An 18,720-nucleotide genomic window follows, 5' to 3' on the forward strand; every position below is an offset into this window, starting at 1 on the left:
GTGCTGGAACGTTAAGGGGACCGGTTAGCCTGGATTCGTCCGGGCGAAGCTGAGAACTTAAGCGCCAGTAAACGGCGGTGGTAACTATAACCATCCTAAGGTAGCGAAATTCCTTGTCGGGTAAGTTCCGACCTGCACGAATGGCGTAACGACTTCTCGACTGTCTCAACCATAGGCCCGGTGAAATTGCACTACGAGTAAAGATGCTCGTTTCGCGCAGCAGGACGGAAAGACCCCGGGACCTTTACTACAGTTTGATATTGGTGTTCGGTTCGGCTTGTGTAGGATAGGTGGGAGACTGTGAAGCCGTGACGCCAGTCATGGTGGAGTCGCCGTTGAAATACCACTCTGGTCGTGCTGGATGTCTAACCTGGGTCCGTGATCCGGATCAGGGACAGTGTCTGATGGGTAGTTTAACTGGGGCGGTTGCCTCCTAAAGGGTAACGGAGGCGCCCAAAGGTTCCCTCAGCCTGGTTGGCAATCAGGTGTTGAGTGTAAGTGCACAAGGGAGCTTGACTGTGAGACCGACGGGTCGAGCAGGGACGAAAGTCGGGACTAGTGATCCGGCGGTGGCTTGTGGAAGCGCCGTCGCTCAACGGATAAAAGGTACCCCGGGGATAACAGGCTGATCTTCCCCAAGAGTCCATATCGACGGGATGGTTTGGCACCTCGATGTCGGCTCGTCGCATCCTGGGGCTGGAGTCGGTCCCAAGGGTTGGGCTGTTCGCCCATTAAAGCGGTACGCGAGCTGGGTTTAGAACGTCGTGAGACAGTTCGGTCCCTATCCGCTGTGCGCGTAGGAATATTGAGAAGGGCTGTCCCTAGTACGAGAGGACCGGGACGGACGAACCTCTGGTGTGCCAGTTGTCCTGCCAAGGGCATGGCTGGTTGGCTACGTTCGGGAGGGATAACCGCTGAAAGCATCTAAGCGGGAAGCCTGCTTCGAGATGAGTGTTCCCACCTCCTTTGAGAGGGTAAGGCTCCCAGTAGACGACTGGGTTGATAGGCCGGATATGGAAGCCCAGTGATGGGTGGAGTTGACCGGTACTAATAGGCCGAGGGCTTGTCCTCAGTTGCTCGCGTCCACTGTGTCAGTTCTGAAGTAACGAACTCCCCCCTTGTGTGGGCCGGTCGAGTTCATATCTTCATAGTGTTTCGGTGGTCATAGCGTTAGGGAAACGCCCGGTTACATTCCGAACCCGGAAGCTAAGCCTTTCAGCGCCGATGGTACTGCAGGGGGGACCCTGTGGGAGAGTAGGACACCGCCGAACAATTCTTCAGTCCCGGTTTCGGGGGCATCGTCCCCCGAAACCGGGACTTTTTTGCGTTTCCCGGAGTGCCGAATCCGGTGGGCCGGAACAGCCGATTAGGCGTTCGGGTCCCGTGCGGGGTATAGTTTTCTCGTCGCCACAGGGGAAATCCCGAAAGCGACAGGCCCCTATAGCTCAGTCGGCAGAGCGTCTCCATGGTAAGGAGAAGGTCAACGGTTCGATTCCGTTTGGGGGCTCAGAGCGGAAGGCCCCTCGCCACAAGGCGAGGGGCCTTCCGCGTTTCTCCGTTTCCCACCCCGTCACTGCCGGGGCGGCTCCGGAATGCGCAGGGTCAGGATCGCCATGTCGTCCGACGCCGGCTCTGCGGCGAACCTCTCCACGGCACGCAGCACACGCGCCGCGACCGCGCCGGCCGTCAGGCCCGTACACGTCCGCAGCACCTCCGCCAGGCCGTCGTCACCCAGCATCCGCGTGCCTTCGCGCCGCTCCGTGACGCCGTCGGTGACGCACAGCAGGACATCTCCCGGAGCCAGCACCACCGTCTGCTCGTACAACTCCACTTCGTCCATCACGCCCAGCAGCGGCTGGGGCTCCGCGGCCGGCTCCACGGTGCCGTCCTGGCGCAACCGCAACGGCAGCGGATGTCCCGCGCACACCACCTTCAGCAGCGCGCTGCCGTCCTCCTGCGGGCACAACTCCCCGTACAGCAGCGTCAGGAAGCGGCTTCTGGGGCCCTCGTCGAGGATCGCCGCGTTCAGCCGCTCCAGGACCGCGGGGCCGCCCAAGCCCTCGCGGGCCAGCAGCCGCAGCGCGTGACGGGCCAGGCCCGTCACCGCGGCGGCCTCCGGTCCCGTGCCGCACACATCGCCGATCGCGAGGCCGTACGCCCCGTCCCGGATCGGGAACAGGTCGTAGAAGTCGCCGCCCACCTCGTTGCCCTCGCCGGCCGCCCGGTAGATGACGTCCACCTCGACCCCGGGGATTCGCGGCAGTCCCGGCGGGAGGAGGCTGCGCTGCAAGGACTGGCTGATCGCCGTCCGCTCGCTGTACAGCCGCGCGTTGTCCAGGGCCAGGGCCGCACGACGGGACAGGTCCTCGGCGAGCTCCAGGATCTCCTGGCGGAAGTGGTCGTCCGACGGCCTGCCCAGCGTCAGCATGCCGATCACCCGGTTGCGGGCCACCAGGGGGAGCACCACCGTCTCGCCGCCTACCGCGGCCGCCGTCGCCAGCGTCGTACCGATCCCGGAGGACAAGGGCGACGACGTCATGCCCAGCTGCCGGCGCGACGCCTCCAGCGCCGCCCGCTGGGCCGCCTCCCCGGGCGCGCCCCACGGACGGGCGCCCGGTGTCGGGTCCGGGGGCCGGCGGGGTGACGCCCGACAGCAGCTCCTTCAGTCCGTCGATGCGCTCCTCGTCCTCGTGGAGCACGTACGACAGGTCCGGCTCCGCCGCCTGGTCGGCGATCGTGTAGACGGCACACCAGGTGGCCAGCGTCGGGACCGTCATCTGGGCCATCAGCGCCAGTGTCTGGTCCCGGTCCAGCGTGCCCGCCAGCAGGTCCGACGCCTCCACCAGGAAGCTCAGGGAACCGCGGCGCAGCCGCTCCAGCTCGCCCAGCCGGGCCGACTCGACGGCCAGGGCGATCCGGTCGGCGGCGAACTGCAGTCGCAGGGCCTCCTCGTTCGCGTAACGGCCCGCCGCCTCGGCCGCCACTCCCAGGGAGCCCGTCAGCCGGCCCTCCACCTTGAGGGGGACCGTCACGACCGAACGCATGCCCGTGCCGTTCAGCAGCGGGACCGCGCCCGGTACCGCCAGCAGGTCCTCGTGCACGGTCGGCATGCGGGCCGAGGCGTACCGGCCGGTCCCCGCCTCCACGGGGACGCGTGCGAAGCGCTGGCGGGCGGAGGGGAGCCCGGTGGTGGCGCGCACCTCCAGTTCCGTCTCGTCGTCCGTCGCCAGGAGCAGGAACGCCGCGTCCCCGTCGAGCATGTCGCGGGCGCGCTCCACCGTGCGCTGGAGGAGGCCGTCCAGGTCGTCAGGGGCGGGGGAGCCGATGAACACCTCGAACGGGTCCGCCGTGCGCCCCTCGCCCGCCGGTTCGCCGCCCGTCGCGCGGGGCGGGGTCTGCAGGACGGCGCGCTCGTGGTCGCGCACCAGCAGGCACACCGTCGACGGTTCACCGTGCGTGTCGCGGACCCGCAGGTGGGAGGCGTACACGGGGATCACGCGGCCGTGTGTGCCGCGGATGCCGTAGCTGCCCTCCCAGCGGGACAGTTGCAGGGCCTCCGCCAGGCCCGTGCCCGTGCCCGGGGTGTGGGGCCAGGCGGCGAAGTCGCCGAGTTGCTTGCCGACGGTCTGGTCGGCGGGGTACCCGAAGAGGTGTTCCGCGTCGCCGTTCCAGGCGGTGATGGCGCCCGAGCGGTCGATCTGGACGACCGCGACCCGGACGCGCTCGTCGGCGACGGGCAGCAGGTCGGCGGGGAGGGCGGGGCCCGCGTGGCGGGTGCCGACCGGGCGTTCCGGGAGGTCCAGCTGGAACCAGACGTGCTTGTGGGTGGGGGAGTACTCCACTCCCCAGCGGGCGGCCAGGGCGGCGCACAGGAGCAGTCCGCGGCCGTTCTCCCGGTCCGGTGCCGGGGCGGGCCGGCCGGTGCCCTGCAGGGGCACCTCGCGCTCCGGGTAGCGGTCCGCGACCTCGACCCGTACGCCGTGTTCCGTGCGCAGGCACAGGACGTCCGCCGCCGTGCCGGCGTGGATCACCGCGTTGGTGACGAGTTCGCTGGTCAGGACGACGGCGTCGTCGACGACGTCGGAGTACCCCCAGCCTTGCAGGGTGTCCCGGACGAAGGCGCGGGCGGTCGCGACCGCCCGCGCCACGGGTTCGAAGGTGGCAGCCGCCCGCGCGGTGATCACAGAACTCCTCGTACGCGTCTCGACGCCCGGCTCCGCCATGGTCGGCCCCGCCCCTCCCGGTACCCCCTGGTCGTACGGCCACACCGCCCCCGCCGGGCGGACCGGGGCGGTTGGACAGCCGGATGCCAGGTTACTTACCTTCGCAGTCCGGGCGGGCGGTCACGGTTGTTTCCGTCCCCAGCGGGCGGGGACGTTATGCGAAGCTGTCGAAGCCGTTATGGCCCGGCCCGCTCGCGGTGGAAGACTGGGAGGGCGTCCGGCGTCAGCCGTCGCGAGGGCCGCGGCCGGAGGGACGCCCGGACGCGAGCCCGAGGAACAAGGTCGACCCCTGCGGGAGGGACACGGTGGAGTCTGGCGTGGCGGCGCGGGGCGGTAGCACGCGCGCGAAGGGCGGACGGTCCCGGAGCAGTGGGACCGTCGAGGTGGACGCGGCCGCACTGGAGCGGCTGCTGGGGGCTCTGACCGCGATGCGCGACGGCAACTTCCGCAAGCGGCTCACCGTCACCGGTGAGGGGACGATGGCGGAGATCGCCGCCGTCTTCAACGAGGTGGCCGACCGCAAGCTGCACCTGACCGGCGAGCTGGCGCGGGTGCGCCGGGTCGTCGGCCGCGAGGGCAAGCTGTCGGAGCGGCTGGAGGTCGGTGCCAGCGAGGGCGCCTGGGCCACCGCGATCGAGGCGGCCAACGCGCTCGTCGACGACCTGACCCGGCCCGTCTCCGAAGTCGGCCGGGTGCTGTCCGCGGTCGCGGACGGCGACCTGGAGCAGCGGATGGAGCTGCGGTCCGAGGGGGCCGACGGGGCGGGGCGGCCGCTGCGCGGCGAGTTCCTGAAGGTCGCCCGGACGGTCAACAACCTCGTCGACCAGTTGTCGTCGTTCACCGACGAGGTGACGCGGGTCGCCCTCGAGGTCGGTACGGAGGGCAAGCTCGGCGGTCAGGCGCAGGTGCGCGGGGTGTCCGGTTCGTGGAAGGACCTCACGGACTCGGTCAACACGATGGCGTACCGGCTGACCGCGCAGGTCCGGGACATCGCCCTGGTCACCACGGCGGTCGCCAAGGGCGATCTGTCGCGCAAGGTCACCGTGCACGTGGCCGGGGAGATGCTGGAGCTGAAGAACACCGTCAACACGATGGTGGATCAGCTGTCGTCGTTCTCCTCCGAGGTGACCCGCGTCGCGCGGGAGGTCGGCACGGAGGGCGAGCTCGGCGGTCAGGCGGAGGTGCCCGGCGTCGCCGGTGTGTGGAAGGACCTCACCGACTCCGTCAACACGATGGCGGGGAACCTCACCTCCCAGGTGCGCGGCATCGCGGAGGTCACCACGGCGGTCGCCAACGGCGACCTGTCGCAGAAGGTCACGGTCGACGTGGCCGGGGAGATGCTGGAGCTGAAGAACACCGTCAACACGATGGTGGACCAGCTGTCCGCGTTCGGCTCCGAGGTGACGCGGGTGGCGCGGGAGGTCGGTGTCGAGGGGCTGCTCGGCGGCCAGGCGCAGGTGCCGGGCGCGGCGGGCCGGTGGAAGGACCTGACGGACTCGGTCAACACGGCGTTCCGGAACCTGACGGGTCAGGTGCGGGACATCGCGCAGGTGACGACGGCGGTCGCCAACGGCGACCTGTCGCAGAAGGTCACGGTCGACGTGGCCGGGGAGATGCTGGAGCTGAAGAACACCGTCAACACGATGGTGGCGCAGTTGTCGTCGTTCGCCGACCAGGTGACGCGCATGGCCCGTGACGTGGGTACGGAGGGCCGGCTCGGCGGTCAGGCGCGGGTGCCGGGGGTGTCCGGTACGTGGAAGGAGCTCACCGACTCCGTCAACTTCATGGCCGGCAACCTCACCTCGCAGGTGCGGCAGATCGCGCAGGTGACGACGGCGGTGGCGCGGGGCGACCTGTCGCAGAAGATCGACGTGGACGCCCGGGGCGAGATCCTGGAGCTGAAGAACACCATCAACACGATGGTCGACCAGTTGTCCGCGTTCGCCGAGCAGGTCACCCGGGTCGCCCGCGAGGTGGGCACCGAGGGGCGGCTCGGCGGTCAGGCGCAGGTGCCCGGTGTGGCCGGGGTGTGGCGTGACCTGACGGACTCCGTCAACGGGATGGCGGGGAACCTCACCGCGCAGGTCCGCAACATCGCCCAGGTGGCCACGGCGGTGGCGCGGGGCGACCTGTCGCAGAAGATCGACGTGGACGCCCGGGGCGAGATCCTGGAGCTGAAGAACACCCTCAACACGATGGTGGACCAGCTGTCCGCGTTCGGTTCCGAGGTGACGCGGGTGGCGCGCGAGGTCGGTACGGAGGGCATCCTCGGCGGCCAGGCGGAGGTGCAGGGCGTCTCGGGCACCTGGAAGGACCTGACGCAGTCGGTCAACTTCATGGCGTCCAACCTCACCTCGCAGGTGCGGCAGATCGCCCAGGTGACGACGGCGGTCGCGAGGGGGGACCTGTCCAAGAAGATCACCGTGGACGCGCGGGGCGAGATCCTCGACCTGGTCACCACCGTCAACACGATGGTGGACCAGCTGTCGAACTTCGCGGACGAGGTGACGCGGGTGGCGCGCGAGGTCGGTACGGAGGGCATCCTCGGCGGCCAGGCGCGGGTGCGCGGGGTGACCGGCATCTGGAAGGACCTCAGCGACAACGTCAACGTGATGGCGAACAATCTCACCTCGCAGGTCCGCAACATCGCCCGGGTGTCGTCGGCGGTCGCCAACGGCGACCTGACGAAGAAGGTGACGGTCGAGGCGCGCGGCGAGGTCGCCGAGCTGGCCGACACGGTCAACACGATGGTGACGACGCTGTCGTCGTTCGCCGACGAGGTCACCCGCGTCGCGCGCGAGGTGGGTACCGAGGGCGAGCTGGGCGGCCAGGCGCGGGTGCCGGGGGTGTCCGGTACGTGGAAGGACCTCACCGAGTCGGTGAACTCGATGGCGTCCAACCTGACCGGTCAGGTGCGGCAGATCGCGGCCGTCACGACCGCCATCGCCAAGGGCGACCTCACCAAGAAGATCGACATCGACGCGCGCGGGGAGATCCTGGAGCTGAAGAACACCATCAACACGATGGTCGACCAGCTCTCGTCGTTCGCGGAGGAGGTCACCCGCGTCGCGCGGGAGGTCGGTACGGAGGGCATCCTGGGCGGCCAGGCCCGGGTGCGGGACGTCGACGGCACGTGGCGGGACCTCACCGAGTCGGTGAACGAGATGGCCGGGAACCTCACCCGGCAGGTGCGTGCCATCGCCGCCGTCGCCACGGCGGTGACCCGCGGCGATCTGAACCTGAAGATCGACGTGGACGCGTCCGGGGAGATCCAGGTCCTCCAGGACAACATCAACACCATGATCGCCAACCTGCGCGACACGACCCTCGCCAACGAGGAGCAGGACTGGCTGAAGGGCAACCTCGCCCGGATCTCCGGTCTGATGCAGGGCCGCCGGGACCTGGACGACGTCGCGTCGCTCATCATGAGCGAGCTGACGCCGGTGGTGTCGGCCCAGCACGGCGCGTTCTTCCTGGCCGTTCCGACCGGTGGCGGGACGGTGGAGCCCGGCGGCGGGGACGACGGCTCGTACGAGTTGCGGATGCGCGCCGGGTACGGCTACTCGGCAGGGTCGATGCCGACGTCGTTCCGGCCGGGCGAGACGCTGATCGGGACGGCGGCCGAGGAGAAGCGGACGATCCAGGTGCACGTCCCGCCGGGCTACCTGAAGATCTCGTCGGGGCTCGGGGAGGCCGCGCCGGCGCATGTGATCGTGCTTCCGGTGCTGTTCGAGGGGAAGGTCCTCGGGGTGATCGAGCTGGCGTCGTTCCAGCCGTTCACGCAGATCCAGCGGGACTTCCTCAACCAGATCGCCGAGATGATCGCGACGAGTGTCAACACCATCAGCGTCAACTCCAAGACGGAGGTGCTGCTGAAGCAGTCGCAGGAGCTGACCGAGCAGCTGCGGGAGCGGTCGGCGGAGCTGGAGAGCCGGCAGAAGGCGCTGCAGGACTCCAACGCCGAGCTGGAGGAGAAGGCCGAGCTGCTGGCGCGGCAGAACCGCGACATCGAGGTGAAGAACACCGAGATCGAGGAGGCGCGGCAGGTGCTGGAGGAGCGGGCCGAGCAGCTCGCCGTCTCCATGCGCTACAAGTCCGAGTTCCTGGCGAACATGTCGCACGAGCTGCGCACCCCGCTCAACTCGCTGCTGATCCTCGCCAAGCTGCTCGCCGACAACGTGGAGGGCAACCTGTCGCCGAAGCAGGTGGAGTTCGCCGAGACCATCCACGGCGCGGGCTCCGACCTGCTTCAGCTGATCAACGACATCCTGGACCTGTCGAAGGTCGAGGCGGGCAAGATGGACGTCAGCCCGACCCGGATCGCGCTGGTGCAGCTGGTCGACTACGTGGAGGCGACGTTCCGGCCGCTGACCGTGGAGAAGGGCCTCGACTTCTCCGTACGAGTCTCCCCGGAGTTGCCGGCGACGCTCCACACCGACGAGCAGCGGCTGCTGCAGGTGCTGCGCAACCTGCTGTCCAACGCGGTGAAGTTCACTGACACCGGCGCGGTCGAGCTGGTCATCCGCCCGGCGAGGGCGGACGTGCCGCCGTCGATCCGGGAGCAGCTCCTGGAGGCGGGTTCGCTGCGCGATCCGGACGCCGACCTGATCGCGTTCTCGGTGACCGACACCGGCATCGGGATCGCCGCGAGCAAGATGCGGGTCATCTTCGAGGCGTTCAAGCAGGCGGACGGCACGACGAGCCGCAAGTACGGAGGTACGGGCCTGGGGTTGTCCATCAGCCGCGAGATCGCGCGGCTGCTGGGCGGCGAGATCCACGCGGCGAGCGAGCCGGGCCGCGGTTCGACGTTCACGCTGTACCTGCCGCTCCACGTCGACGAGCTGTCGCCGCACGGCCACGGCTCCGCCGCGGACGCCTTGCAGGACCCGCACGCCCGGACGGCCGACGAGGCGGCGGCCGGCGGGACGGGCGCCGTGCCCGCCGCGCTGCCGGCCGGGCCCGCCTCCGGTCCGTTCGCGGACGACCGGCAGACGGGTGCGAGCGCGCTGTTCCGGCACCGCCGCATGGCGGCGGCCGCGGCGGAGGCGCGCATGCGGGCCGAGCAGGAGGACCGGCAGGCCGGCGGACAGGCCGGGGAGGCGGCCGAGGAGCGCCGGACGTTCCGGTTCGACGGCGAGAAGGTGCTGATCGTCGACGACGACATCCGCAACGTCTTCGCGCTCACCAGCGTGCTGGAGCAGTACGGGCTGTCGGTGCTGTACGCGGAGAACGGCCGGGAGGGCATCGAGGTCCTGGAGCAGCACGACGACGTGGCCGTCGTCCTGATGGACATCATGATGCCGGAGATGGACGGGTACGCCACGACGACGGCGATCCGCCGGATGCCGCAGTTCGCGGGGCTGCCGATCATCGCGCTGACCGCGAAGGCGATGAAGGGCGACCGGGAGAAGGCGATCGAGTCCGGGGCGTCGGACTACGTCACCAAGCCGGTCGACCCCGACCACCTGCTCGGGGTGATGGAGCGGTGGATGTACGAGGAGTGAGCCGGGCCGGGAGGCTGTCGGTATCGCGCCAATCGGCAGTTGCCGGAGGCGTGTGAGGGGGGCCTGCCCGGGGAACCTTCTGGTCGCCCGCCACGTTTCCGTTGTGTGCACAGTGACATCGCGGTGACAGGGTGTGGTGACAAGCGGGGTGCGGCTACCATGACCGGCACAAGGACGGACGGCGCAAGGGAGTCGTCCCCTGGGGCGGCGCCCGGCCAACTGCCGGGGCGAGGAGGACGGGCCATGGTGCAGAAGGCCAAGATCCTCCTGGTCGATGACCGGCCGGAGAATCTGCTGGCGCTGGAGGCCATCCTCTCCGCGCTCGATCAGACGCTGGTGCGGGCATCGTCAGGGGAGGAAGCGCTCAAGGCGCTGCTGACGGACGATTTCGCGGTCATCCTTCTGGATGTCCAGATGCCGGGCATGGACGGTTTCGAGACGGCCGCCCACATCAAGCGGCGGGAGCGCACGCGCGACATCCCGATCATCTTCCTGACCGCCATCAACCACGGCCCCCACCACACGTTCCGGGGGTACGCGGCCGGTGCGGTCGACTACATTTCCAAGCCGTTCGACCCGTGGGTCCTGCGCGCCAAGGTCTCCGTGTTCGTCGAGTTGTACATGAAGAACTGTCAACTGCGTGAACAGGCGGCCCTGCTGCGCCTCCAGCTCGAAGGGGGCGACGGTGCCCGGGGCGGGACCGAAGCGCGGGAGTCGGTGGGCCTCCTCGCCGAACTGTCGGCCCGGCTCGCCGCCGTCGAGGAGCAGGCCGAGGCGCTGTCCAAGCAGCTCGACGACGAGTCCGCCGACACGGCGGCCGTCGCCACCGCCGCGCATCTGGAGCGGAAGCTGACCGGGCTGCGGCGGGCGCTGGACGCGTTGGAGCCCGGTACCGGAGGCAGCGGCTCCAACCTTCCGGTCTGACCGCCCCCCTCGCGTCCGGCGCCGGGCGTGAGAGCCCGTCACCCCTCACGCACCGCCGGGGCGACACGAACGGGTGAAGGGCTCGGACGCGTGTCCCGCGGTGCCCGCACCGGTAATCTCACCCCCATGGCCTCACGTACGTCCGGCAAAGGTCCCCACGGCACGGCGGGCACCGGGAAGCCGCGCGCCGCGGGCCGTACGGGGGGTGCCGCGCAGAAGGCGGTGCCCGGCAAGCCGCCCGCCAGGAAGCCCGCCCCCGCCCGGAAGGCCGCGGCGAAGAAGGCGCCTGCCAGGAGGACCGCGAAGAAGGCGGCCGCCAGACCGGTGCCCAAGGCGGCGCCGTCCCCCACGGCCGGTGTCTACCGGGTCGTCCGGGCCCTGTGGCTCGGGCTCGCCCACGCCGTCGGGGCGCTGCTGCGGGGCGTGGGGCGCGGTGCGAAGGGGCTGGACCCCGCGCACCGCAAGGACGGGCTGGCCCTGCTGCTGCTCGGTCTCTCCCTCGTCGTCGCGGCCGGCACCTGGGCCAACCTCCAGGGCCCGGTCGGCGATCTCGTCGACATGCTCGTCACCGGCGCGTTCGGCCGGCTCGACCTGCTCGTGCCGCTCCTCATCGGCACCATGGCCGTCCGGCTGATCCTCCATCCCGAGAAGCCCGAGGCGAACGGGCGCATCGTCATCGGCCTGTCCGCCCTGGTCGTCGGTGTCCTCGGCCAGGTCCACATCGCCTGCGGTTCGCCGGGCCGCGACGAGGGGGCCCAGGTCATGCAGGACGCGGGCGGCCTCGTCGGCTGGGCCGCGTCGACCCCGCTGATCTTCATGACGGGCGAGGTGCTCGCCGTCCCGCTGCTCGTCCTGCTGACGGTCTTCGGCCTGCTGGTCGTCACCGCCACCCCCGTCAACGCCATCCCGCGCCGGCTGCGGGCGCTCGGCGAGCGGCTCGGCGTCATCGAGCCGTACGGGGAGTGGGGCGAGGACGACCAGCGGTACGACGAGCAGTGGCGCGAGGCCCTGCCCGCCCCGCCGCGGGGCCGCGGCCCCGCGGCCGAGGAGGACGCGCCCGCCCGGCCCCGGCGGTCGCGTGCCCGCCGGGCGCCGGACACCGCCGGGCCCGGGCGCTCGCCGGACCCCGTCGACATCGCCGCGGCCGCCGCGGCCGACCTCGACGGCGCCGTGCTGAACGGCATGCCGCCCTCCCCCCTCGTGGCCGACCTGACCCGGGACGTCACCGCCGACCACGACCGGGCCGGCACCGGCGCGCCCGACCGCGGCGCGGGACGGGCCGGGGCGGACGGTGCCCCTCCGGCCGTGCCCCCGGCGCGGGAGGAGGCGGACGGCGGGGCCGTACCGGACCTGACCAAGCCCGCCCCCGTACGGGACGCGGTGGAGCCGCTGCCCGCGCGGGCCGAGCAGCTCCAGTTCGCCGGGGACGTCACCTACACCCTGCCGTCCCTGGACCTGCTGGAGCGGGGCGGTCCGGGCAAGACGCGCAGCGCCGCCAACGACGCCGTCGTCGCGGCCCTGCGGAACGTCTTCTCCGAGTTCAAGGTGGACGCCGACGTCACGGGCTTCACCCGCGGCCCGACCGTCACCCGCTACGAGGTGGAGCTCGGCCCGGCCGTGAAGGTCGAGCGGGTCACGGCGCTGACGAAGAACATCGCGTACGCGGTGGCCAGCCCCGACGTGCGGATCATCTCGCCGATCCCCGGCAAGTCCGCCGTCGGCATCGAGATCCCCAACACCGACCGCGAGATGGTCAAGCTCGGCGACGTGCTGCGGCTCGCCGACGCCGCCGGGGACGCCCACCCGATGCTGGTGGCGCTGGGCAAGGACGTCGAGGGCGGCTACGTCATGGCCAACCTGGCGACGATGCCGCACGTGCTGGTCGCCGGGGCCACCGGGTCCGGCAAGTCGTCGTGCATCAACTGCCTGATCACGTCGGTGATGACCAGGGCCACCCCGGAGGACGTCCGGATGGTGCTCGTCGACCCCAAGCGGGTCGAGCTGACCGCGTACGAGGGCATCCCGCACCTGATCACGCCGATCATCACCAACCCCAAGCGGGCCGCCGAGGCGCTCCAGTGGGTCGTGCGGGAGATGGACCTGCGGTACGACGACCTGGCGGCCTTCGGGTACCGGCACATCGACGACTTCAACGCCGCGGTGCGCAGCGGCAAGCTGAAGACGCCGCCGGACAGCGAACGGGAGCTCCAGCCCTACCCGTACCTGCTGGTCATCGTGGACGAGTTGGCCGACCTGATGATGGTCGCGCCGCGCGACGTCGAGGACTCCATCGTCCGCATCACGCAGCTGGCCCGCGCCGCGGGCATCCATCTGGTGCTCGCCACGCAGCGGCCCTCCGTCGATGTCGTCACCGGTCTCATCAAGGCCAACGTCCCCTCCCGTCTGGCCTTCGCCACCTCCTCCCTCGCCGACAGCCGCGTCATCCTCGACCAGCCGGGGGCCGAGAAGCTCATCGGCAAGGGCGACGGCCTGTTCCTGCCGATGGGCGCGAACAAGCCGGTGCGCCTCCAGGGGGCCTTCGTCACGGAGGAGGAGGTCGCGGCCGTCGTGCGCCACTGCAAGGAGCAGATGGAGCCGGTCTTCCGCGACGACGTCACGGCCGGGACGAAGCAGAAGAAGGAGATCGACGAGGAGATCGGCGACGACCTGGACCTGCTGTGCCAGGCGGCGGAGCTGGTCGTCTCCACCCAGTTCGGCTCCACCTCGATGCTCCAGCGGAAACTGCGTGTCGGCTTCGCCAAGGCGGGCAGGCTCATGGACCTGATGGAGTCGCGGAACATCGTCGGCCCCAGCGAGGGCTCCAAGGCGCGGGACGTCCTGGTGAAACCGGACGATCTGGACGGGGTGCTCGCCTCGATCCGCGGTGGGAGCGATTCCTGACCCGGTCGTGTCCGACCCGTAAGGCAACCGTGAGCAATCGTTGTCCCGTGCTGCACGTCAAGTTGGAGGAGGGAGCGGAGAATGATGGTCCCCCGCACCGCGGACGGCGGCCATTCCGATGGCGTACACCCTTCGCCCGTCCGGTTGCCCCACCCTTTCGCACCCCCCGTAGACTGAACCTCCGGCAGGTGGTTACACGCTCGAAAGGCGCTCTCGTGTCCATCGGCAACGCCCCCGACGGCAACTCCCCCGAAGACGGCCGGCCCCCGCTCCCCGAGGCCGACCGGCCCTCCATCGGCCGTGCGCTGCGCGACGCGCGCGTCGCCGCGAACCTGACCGTCGAACAGGTCAGCGCCTCCACCCGCGTGCGCACCCCCATCGTGCGCGCGATCGAGGAGGACGACTTCTCGCGGTGCGGCGGCGACGTGTACGCCCGCGGGCACGTGCGGGCGCTCGCGCGGGTCGTGGGTCTCGATCCGGAGGCCCTGGTCGGGCAGTACGACGCCGAGCACGGCGGCCGCCCCGCCCCCACCTCCGCCGCGCCCGTGTTCGAGGCGGAGCGGATCCGCCCGGAACGGCGCCGGCCCAACTGGACCGCCGCCATGGTCGCCGCGATCGTCGCGGTGGTCGGCTTCGCCGGCTTCACCCTCTTCGGGCAGAACGACGCCGGCACCGGCTCCGGGAGCGCCACCGCGGCCGGCACCCCGAGCCAGGCGCCCAAGCCGGCGCCCTCCAAGCCCGCGCCGATCGCCTCGGAGAGCGCGATCGCGGCCGTCCCGCAGGACGAGGTCACGGTGAAGCTCACCGCGACCGGCGGCGAGAGCTGGATCTCGGTGAAGGCCCGCGACGGCAAGCGCCTCTTCGACGGCCTGCTCGCGAAGGGCGACTCCAGGACCTTCCGGGACGACGAGCGGCTCGACCTCGTCCTCGGCAACGCCGGGGCGATCGAGCTGTTCGTGAACGGCAGGAAGGTCGAGGACGAGTTCGCCCCCGGCCAGGTCGAGCGGCTGACGTACACCAAGGGCGACCCGCAGGTCGGCTGACCGCCCGGCTCCCGCCCCCGCGTCCCGTGAGGCCGCGCTCCGCAGGCCCCGACCGCCCCCCCCGGCCGGGGCCTGCGGCGGTCGGGGAGGGGGCGGCGGACCTGCACGCCGGAGGGCTGCCGGAGACGAAGTAGTCTTGAGCCCATGCCCGAACGCCGTACCGTCGCCCTTGTCACTCTTGGCTGCGCCCGTAACGAGGTGGACTCGGAGGAGCTCGCAGGCCGCCTGGCGGCGGACGGCTGGGAGCTCGTCGAGGACGCCTCCGACGCCGATGTCGCCGTCGTCAACACCTGCGGCTTCGTCGAGGCCGCCAAGAAGGACTCCGTCGACGCCCTCCTCGAAGCGAACGACCTGAAGGACCACGGCCGCACCCAGGCCGTCGTCGCCGTGGGGTGCATGGCCGAGCGCTACGGCAAGGAGCTCGCCGAGGCCCTGCCGGAGGCCGACGGCGTGCTCGGCTTCGACGACTACGCCGACATCTCCGACCGCCTGCGGACCATCCTCGCCGGTGGCAGCGTGGAGGCCCACACCCCGCGCGACCGGCGCAAGCTGCTGCCCCTCAGCCCGGTGCGGCGCCAGGACGCGGCCGCCGAGGTCGCGCTGCCGGGCCACGCGCAGGAGCCCGCTCCCGCCCCCGCCGACCTGCCCGAGGGCGTCGCACCGGCCTCCGGCCCGCGCGCCCCGCTGCGCCGGCGCCTGGACACCAGCCCGGTCGCCTCGGTGAAGCTGGCCTCGGGCTGCGACCGGCGCTGCTCGTTCTGCGCCATCCCGTCCTTCCGCGGCTCCTTCGTGTCCCGCCGCCCCGGCGACGTGCTGGGCGAGGCGCGCTGGCTGGCCGAGCAGGGCGTGAAGGAGATCATGCTGGTCTCCGAGAACAACACCTCCTACGGCAAGGACCTCGGCGACATCCGCCTGCTGGAGACGCTCCTGCCGGAGCTGGCCGCTATCGACGGCGTCGAGCGCGTCCGGGTCAGCTACCTCCAGCCCGCCGAGATGCGGCCCGGCCTGATCGACGTCCTGACGTCCACGGAGAAGGTCGCGCCGTACTTCGACCTGTCGTTCCAGCACTCCGCGCCCCCCGTGCTGCGCGCCATGCGCCGCTTCGGCGACACCGACCGGTTCCTGGAGCTGCTGGACACCATCCGCGCCAAGGCGCCGCAGGCCGGCGTGCGGTCCAACTTCATCGTCGGCTTCCCCGGCGAGACCGAGGAGGACTTCGCCGAGCTGGAGCGCTTCCTGGTCCACGCCCGGCTCGACGCCGTCGGCGTGTTCGGGTACTCCGACGAGGAGGGCACCGAGGCCGCCACGTACGAGGCCAAACTCGACCAGGAGGTCGTCGACGCGCGCCTCGCCCACCTGTCGCGGCTCGCCGAGGAGCTGACCGCCCAGCGTGCGGAGGAGCGCCTGGGGGAGACCCTGGAGGTACTGGTCGAGTCCGTCGAGGGCGACGACCTCGACGACGACGAGTACGCCGCCGCCGGCCGTGCGGCCCACCAGGCGCCGGAGACCGACGGGCAGGTGCTGTTCACGACGGGCGCCGGGCTGGCCGTCGGCCGTATGGTCAGGGCGAAGGTCGTGGGCACGGAAGGCGTCGACCTGGTGGCCGAGGTACTCGAGGAGGCGGGCAGATGACCGGAGTCCCGGCGTCCGCTTCGGGCGGCACGGGGAGGAGGGCGCCCGGCGGGAAGCTGGGAGCGGCGGCCGTGAGCCAGGCCAGCCTGTGGAACATCGCCAACATCCTGACCATGGTGCGCCTGGTGCTCGTCCCGGCGTTCGTGGTGCTGCTGCTCCAGGACGGCGGTTACGACCCCGCCTGGCGGGCCTGGGCGTGGGCGGCGTTCGCCGTCGCCATGATCACGGACATCTTCGACGGGCATCTGGCGCGGACGTACAACCTCGTCACCGACTTCGGGAAGGTCGCCGACCCGATCGCCGACAAGGCGATCATGGCCGCCGGCCTGGTCTGCCTGTCCGCCCTCGGCGACCTGCCGTGGTGGGTGACGGGCGTCATCCTCTCCCGCGAGCTCGGTGTCACGCTCATGCGGTTCTGGGTGATCCGCCACGGGGTGATCCCGGCCAGCCGCGGCGGCAAGATGAAGACGCTCGCCCAGGGCACGGCCGTGGGCATGTACGTGCTGGCGCTGACCGGGCCGCTGGCCACCCTGCGGTGGTGGGTGATGGCGCTGGCGGTGGTCCTGACGGTCGTCACGGGACTCGACTACGTACGGCAGGCCGTCGTGCTGCGCCGTCGGGGGCTCGCCGCGGAACGGTCCGCCCGGGCCGCCCGGGCCACCCTGGAACCGCCCCGGTGAGAGGGACGGCTCGGCAGGACGGACCGACGGGCCCGCAGGAGCGGCCCGGCGCGGGGCCGGCGGCGCGCGTCCTGCGCCTGCTCGCGGAGCGTGACCAGACGCTGGCCGTGGCGGAGTCGCTCACGGGTGGCCTGGTCGCCGCCGAGTTGACGTCCGTGCCCGGCGCGTCCAGGGTCTTCCGGGGTTCCGTCACCGCGTACGCCACGTCGCTGAAGCGGGAGCTGCTGGGGGTCGACGGGGACCTGCTGGAGCGGCGCGGAGCGGTCGACGCGGAGGTCGCGCTGCAGATGGCGCGGGGTGTGCGGAGTCGGCTGGGCGCCGCGTGGGGGGCCGCGACGACGGGGGGGCGGGTCCCGATCCGCAGGACGGGCAGCCGGTGGGGACGGTCTACGTGGCCGTGTGGGGGCCGCCCGGCGCCGCCGCGGCGGCGGGGAGGGTGGCCGCCCTGGGGTTGAACGGCGACCGCGCGGAAATCCGTAGGGAGAGCGTACGGAGCGTGCTGGAACTGCTCGCGGGCGAACTCTCGGGGAATGCGCGGGCAAAGGATACGGAACGGAACGGTGGGGATGGATGTTTGCAGCCCTGAGTGAACACGACATCGCTCCCCGCACGGCCGCAGCGCGAGGCGGTACGGTGGGGCGTGAAGGATGCGGCTACGCGGTCCGAGGAGGGAGCCACCGATGATTCTGCTCCGTCGCCTGCTGGGTGACGTGCTGCGTCGGCAGCGCCAGCGTCAGGGCCGTACTCTGCGCGAAGTCTCCTCGTCCGCCCGAGTATCGCTCGGCTATCTCTCCGAGGTGGAGCGGGGGCAGAAGGAGGCGTCCTCCGAACTGCTCTCCGCGATCTGCGACGCGCTGGACGTACGGATGTCCGAGCTCATGCGGGAAGTGAGCGACGAGCTCTCGCTGGCGGAACTGGCGGAGTCGGCAGCGGCGAGCGAGCCGGTGCCCGCGCCGATGCGCCCGATGCTCAATTCCGTGTCCGTGACGTCGGTGGCGGGCGTGCCGACGGAGCGGGTGACCATCAAGGCGCCCGCGGAAGCGGTGGACGTCGTCGCCGCCTGACCCTCCGCGGTTCCGCGCCCCGTTCGCCGCGGGCCGCCGGAACCGGCGTTTTGGGCCGAGCCCCGGCCGGGTACCCGAGGTGCCGACCGGGGCTTTCGCTTTTGGTCGAATGCCTGTTTTGCCCGCTGTGTGCCATGGTGGAACGTGCGCACGGAATGGAGGATTCGCATGGCTGTCGTCAAGAGCTCGCTGTCCGACGCCGATCTCAAGGTGGTCGGCGAGGCCCTGCAGGGGGCCCTCGTGGACCTGATCGACCTGTCCCTGGTGGCCAAGCAGGTCCACTGGAACGTGGTCGGACCGCGCTTCCGGTCCATACACCTGCAGCTCGACGAGGTCGTCACCACCGCCCGCACCCACTCCGACGTGGTGGCGGAGCGCGCCTCGGCCATCGGCGTCAACCCGGACGGCCGTGCCGCGACCGTGGCGTCCGGAAGTGCCATCGGCGAGGTGCCGACCGGCTGGATCCAGGACCGGGACGCCGTACGGATCATGGTGGACGCGCTGGTCTCGGTGATCGAGCGGATGCGGGAGCGCGTCGCGGTCACCGACGAGCCGGACCCGGTCACCCAGGACCTGCTCATCGGGCTCACCGCCGAACTCGAGAAGCACGCGTGGATGTTCCAGGCGGAGAACGTCTGAGCCGTTCGGGAACGTACCCCTCCCGACCTGCGGCGGATTCCCTCCCGAAGTCTCACGAGGCTCCGTGGACCTGCCGGGGAAAGGCGGAAACCGGAGGACGGGCGGAACGT

At 70.9% G+C, this 18,720-nt stretch carries 8 protein-coding genes, 1 tRNA gene, 2 rRNA genes and 2 pseudogenes (1 of these 13 running past the window's edge); 12 read left to right on the forward strand and 1 reads right to left on the reverse strand.

Going from position 1 to position 18,720, the window contains the following annotated elements; translation table 11 throughout:
• From MW084_RS15940 to MW084_RS15950, 3 genes are all read left to right on the forward strand, one after another.
• Positions 1 to 1,071: ribosomal RNA gene (locus tag MW084_RS15940) — 23S ribosomal RNA — on the forward strand; it begins 1,869 nt to the left of the window's first position.
• Between the two features lie 83 nt (positions 1,072 to 1,154).
• Positions 1,155 to 1,271, forward strand: a 5S ribosomal RNA gene (rrf, locus tag MW084_RS15945).
• Positions 1,272 to 1,434: 163 nt separating this feature from the next.
• A tRNA-Thr gene (locus tag MW084_RS15950) sits at positions 1,435 to 1,507 on the forward strand.
• Between the two features lie 63 nt (positions 1,508 to 1,570).
• Here the strand turns inward: MW084_RS15950 and MW084_RS15955 are convergent.
• Positions 1,571 to 4,223: pseudogene (locus MW084_RS15955) on the reverse strand (SpoIIE family protein phosphatase).
• 383 nt (positions 4,224 to 4,606) lie between these two features.
• Between MW084_RS15955 and MW084_RS15960 the strand changes: the two are divergent.
• The 9 genes and pseudogenes from MW084_RS15960 (at position 4,607) to MW084_RS16000 (ending at position 18,610) form a co-directional block, all read left to right on the forward strand.
• The gene (locus MW084_RS15960; RefSeq protein ID WP_010475441.1) at positions 4,607 to 9,727 is read left to right on the forward strand and encodes a HAMP domain-containing protein; all 5,121 of its coding nucleotides are present in this window, start codon (positions 4,607 to 4,609) and stop codon (positions 9,725 to 9,727) included.
• 243 nt (positions 9,728 to 9,970) lie between these two features.
• Entirely contained in the window at positions 9,971 to 10,651 is a 681-nt protein-coding gene (locus MW084_RS15965; RefSeq protein ID WP_010475443.1) for a response regulator, read from the forward strand.
• Positions 10,652 to 10,777: 126 nt separating this feature from the next.
• Complete coding sequence (locus MW084_RS15970) at positions 10,778 to 13,552, forward strand: DNA translocase FtsK (RefSeq protein ID WP_275563647.1); 2,775 nt, start codon at positions 10,778 to 10,780, stop codon at positions 13,550 to 13,552.
• 215 nt (positions 13,553 to 13,767) lie between these two features.
• Entirely contained in the window at positions 13,768 to 14,595 is an 828-nt protein-coding gene (locus MW084_RS15975; RefSeq protein WP_010469340.1) for a helix-turn-helix domain-containing protein, read from the forward strand.
• A 144-nt stretch (positions 14,596 to 14,739) separates the two neighbouring features.
• Positions 14,740 to 16,227 carry a 30S ribosomal protein S12 methylthiotransferase RimO gene (rimO, locus tag MW084_RS15980; protein ID WP_039828911.1) on the forward strand — a complete coding sequence of 496 codons (1,488 nt, stop codon included), beginning with the start codon at positions 14,740 to 14,742 and terminating at the stop codon, positions 16,225 to 16,227.
• Positions 16,224 to 16,907, forward strand: a complete 684-nt coding sequence (gene pgsA / locus MW084_RS15985) for a CDP-diacylglycerol--glycerol-3-phosphate 3-phosphatidyltransferase (protein ID WP_010469343.1) — start codon at positions 16,224 to 16,226, stop codon at positions 16,905 to 16,907. Before rimO ends, pgsA begins: the two co-directional genes overlap by 4 nt.
• Positions 16,908 to 16,978: 71 nt before the next feature.
• A pseudogene (locus tag MW084_RS15990) lies at positions 16,979 to 17,493 on the forward strand (CinA family protein).
• A 94-nt stretch (positions 17,494 to 17,587) separates the two neighbouring features.
• Complete coding sequence (locus tag MW084_RS15995) at positions 17,588 to 17,971, forward strand: helix-turn-helix domain-containing protein (RefSeq protein ID WP_010469345.1); 384 nt, start codon at positions 17,588 to 17,590, stop codon at positions 17,969 to 17,971.
• A 168-nt stretch (positions 17,972 to 18,139) separates the two neighbouring features.
• Positions 18,140 to 18,610, forward strand: coding sequence for a Dps family protein (locus MW084_RS16000; protein ID WP_010469346.1), 471 nt, complete (start codon positions 18,140 to 18,142; stop codon positions 18,608 to 18,610).
• Positions 18,611 to 18,720: the final 110 nt, after the last annotated feature.

The sequence above is a fragment of the Streptomyces sudanensis genome, from assembly GCF_023614315.1.
Classification (GTDB): domain Bacteria; phylum Actinomycetota; class Actinomycetes; order Streptomycetales; family Streptomycetaceae; genus Streptomyces; species Streptomyces sudanensis.

Excerpts from the sequence above, each read along its gene's own strand:
- MW084_RS15965 (WP_010475443.1), top strand. The coding sequence starts at position 9,971 with ATGGTGCAGAAGGCCAAGATCCTCCTGGTCGATGACCGGCCGGAGAAT.
- MW084_RS15970 (WP_275563647.1), top strand. The coding sequence starts at position 10,778 with ATGGCCTCACGTACGTCCGGCAAAGGTCCCCACGGCACGGCGGGCACC.
- rimO (WP_039828911.1), top strand. The coding sequence starts at position 14,740 with ATGCCCGAACGCCGTACCGTCGCCCTTGTCACTCTTGGCTGCGCCCGT.
- pgsA (WP_010469343.1), top strand. The coding sequence starts at position 16,224 with ATGACCGGAGTCCCGGCGTCCGCTTCGGGCGGCACGGGGAGGAGGGCG.
- MW084_RS15995 (WP_010469345.1), top strand. The coding sequence starts at position 17,588 with ATGATTCTGCTCCGTCGCCTGCTGGGTGACGTGCTGCGTCGGCAGCGC.
- MW084_RS16000 (WP_010469346.1), top strand. The coding sequence starts at position 18,140 with ATGGCTGTCGTCAAGAGCTCGCTGTCCGACGCCGATCTCAAGGTGGTC.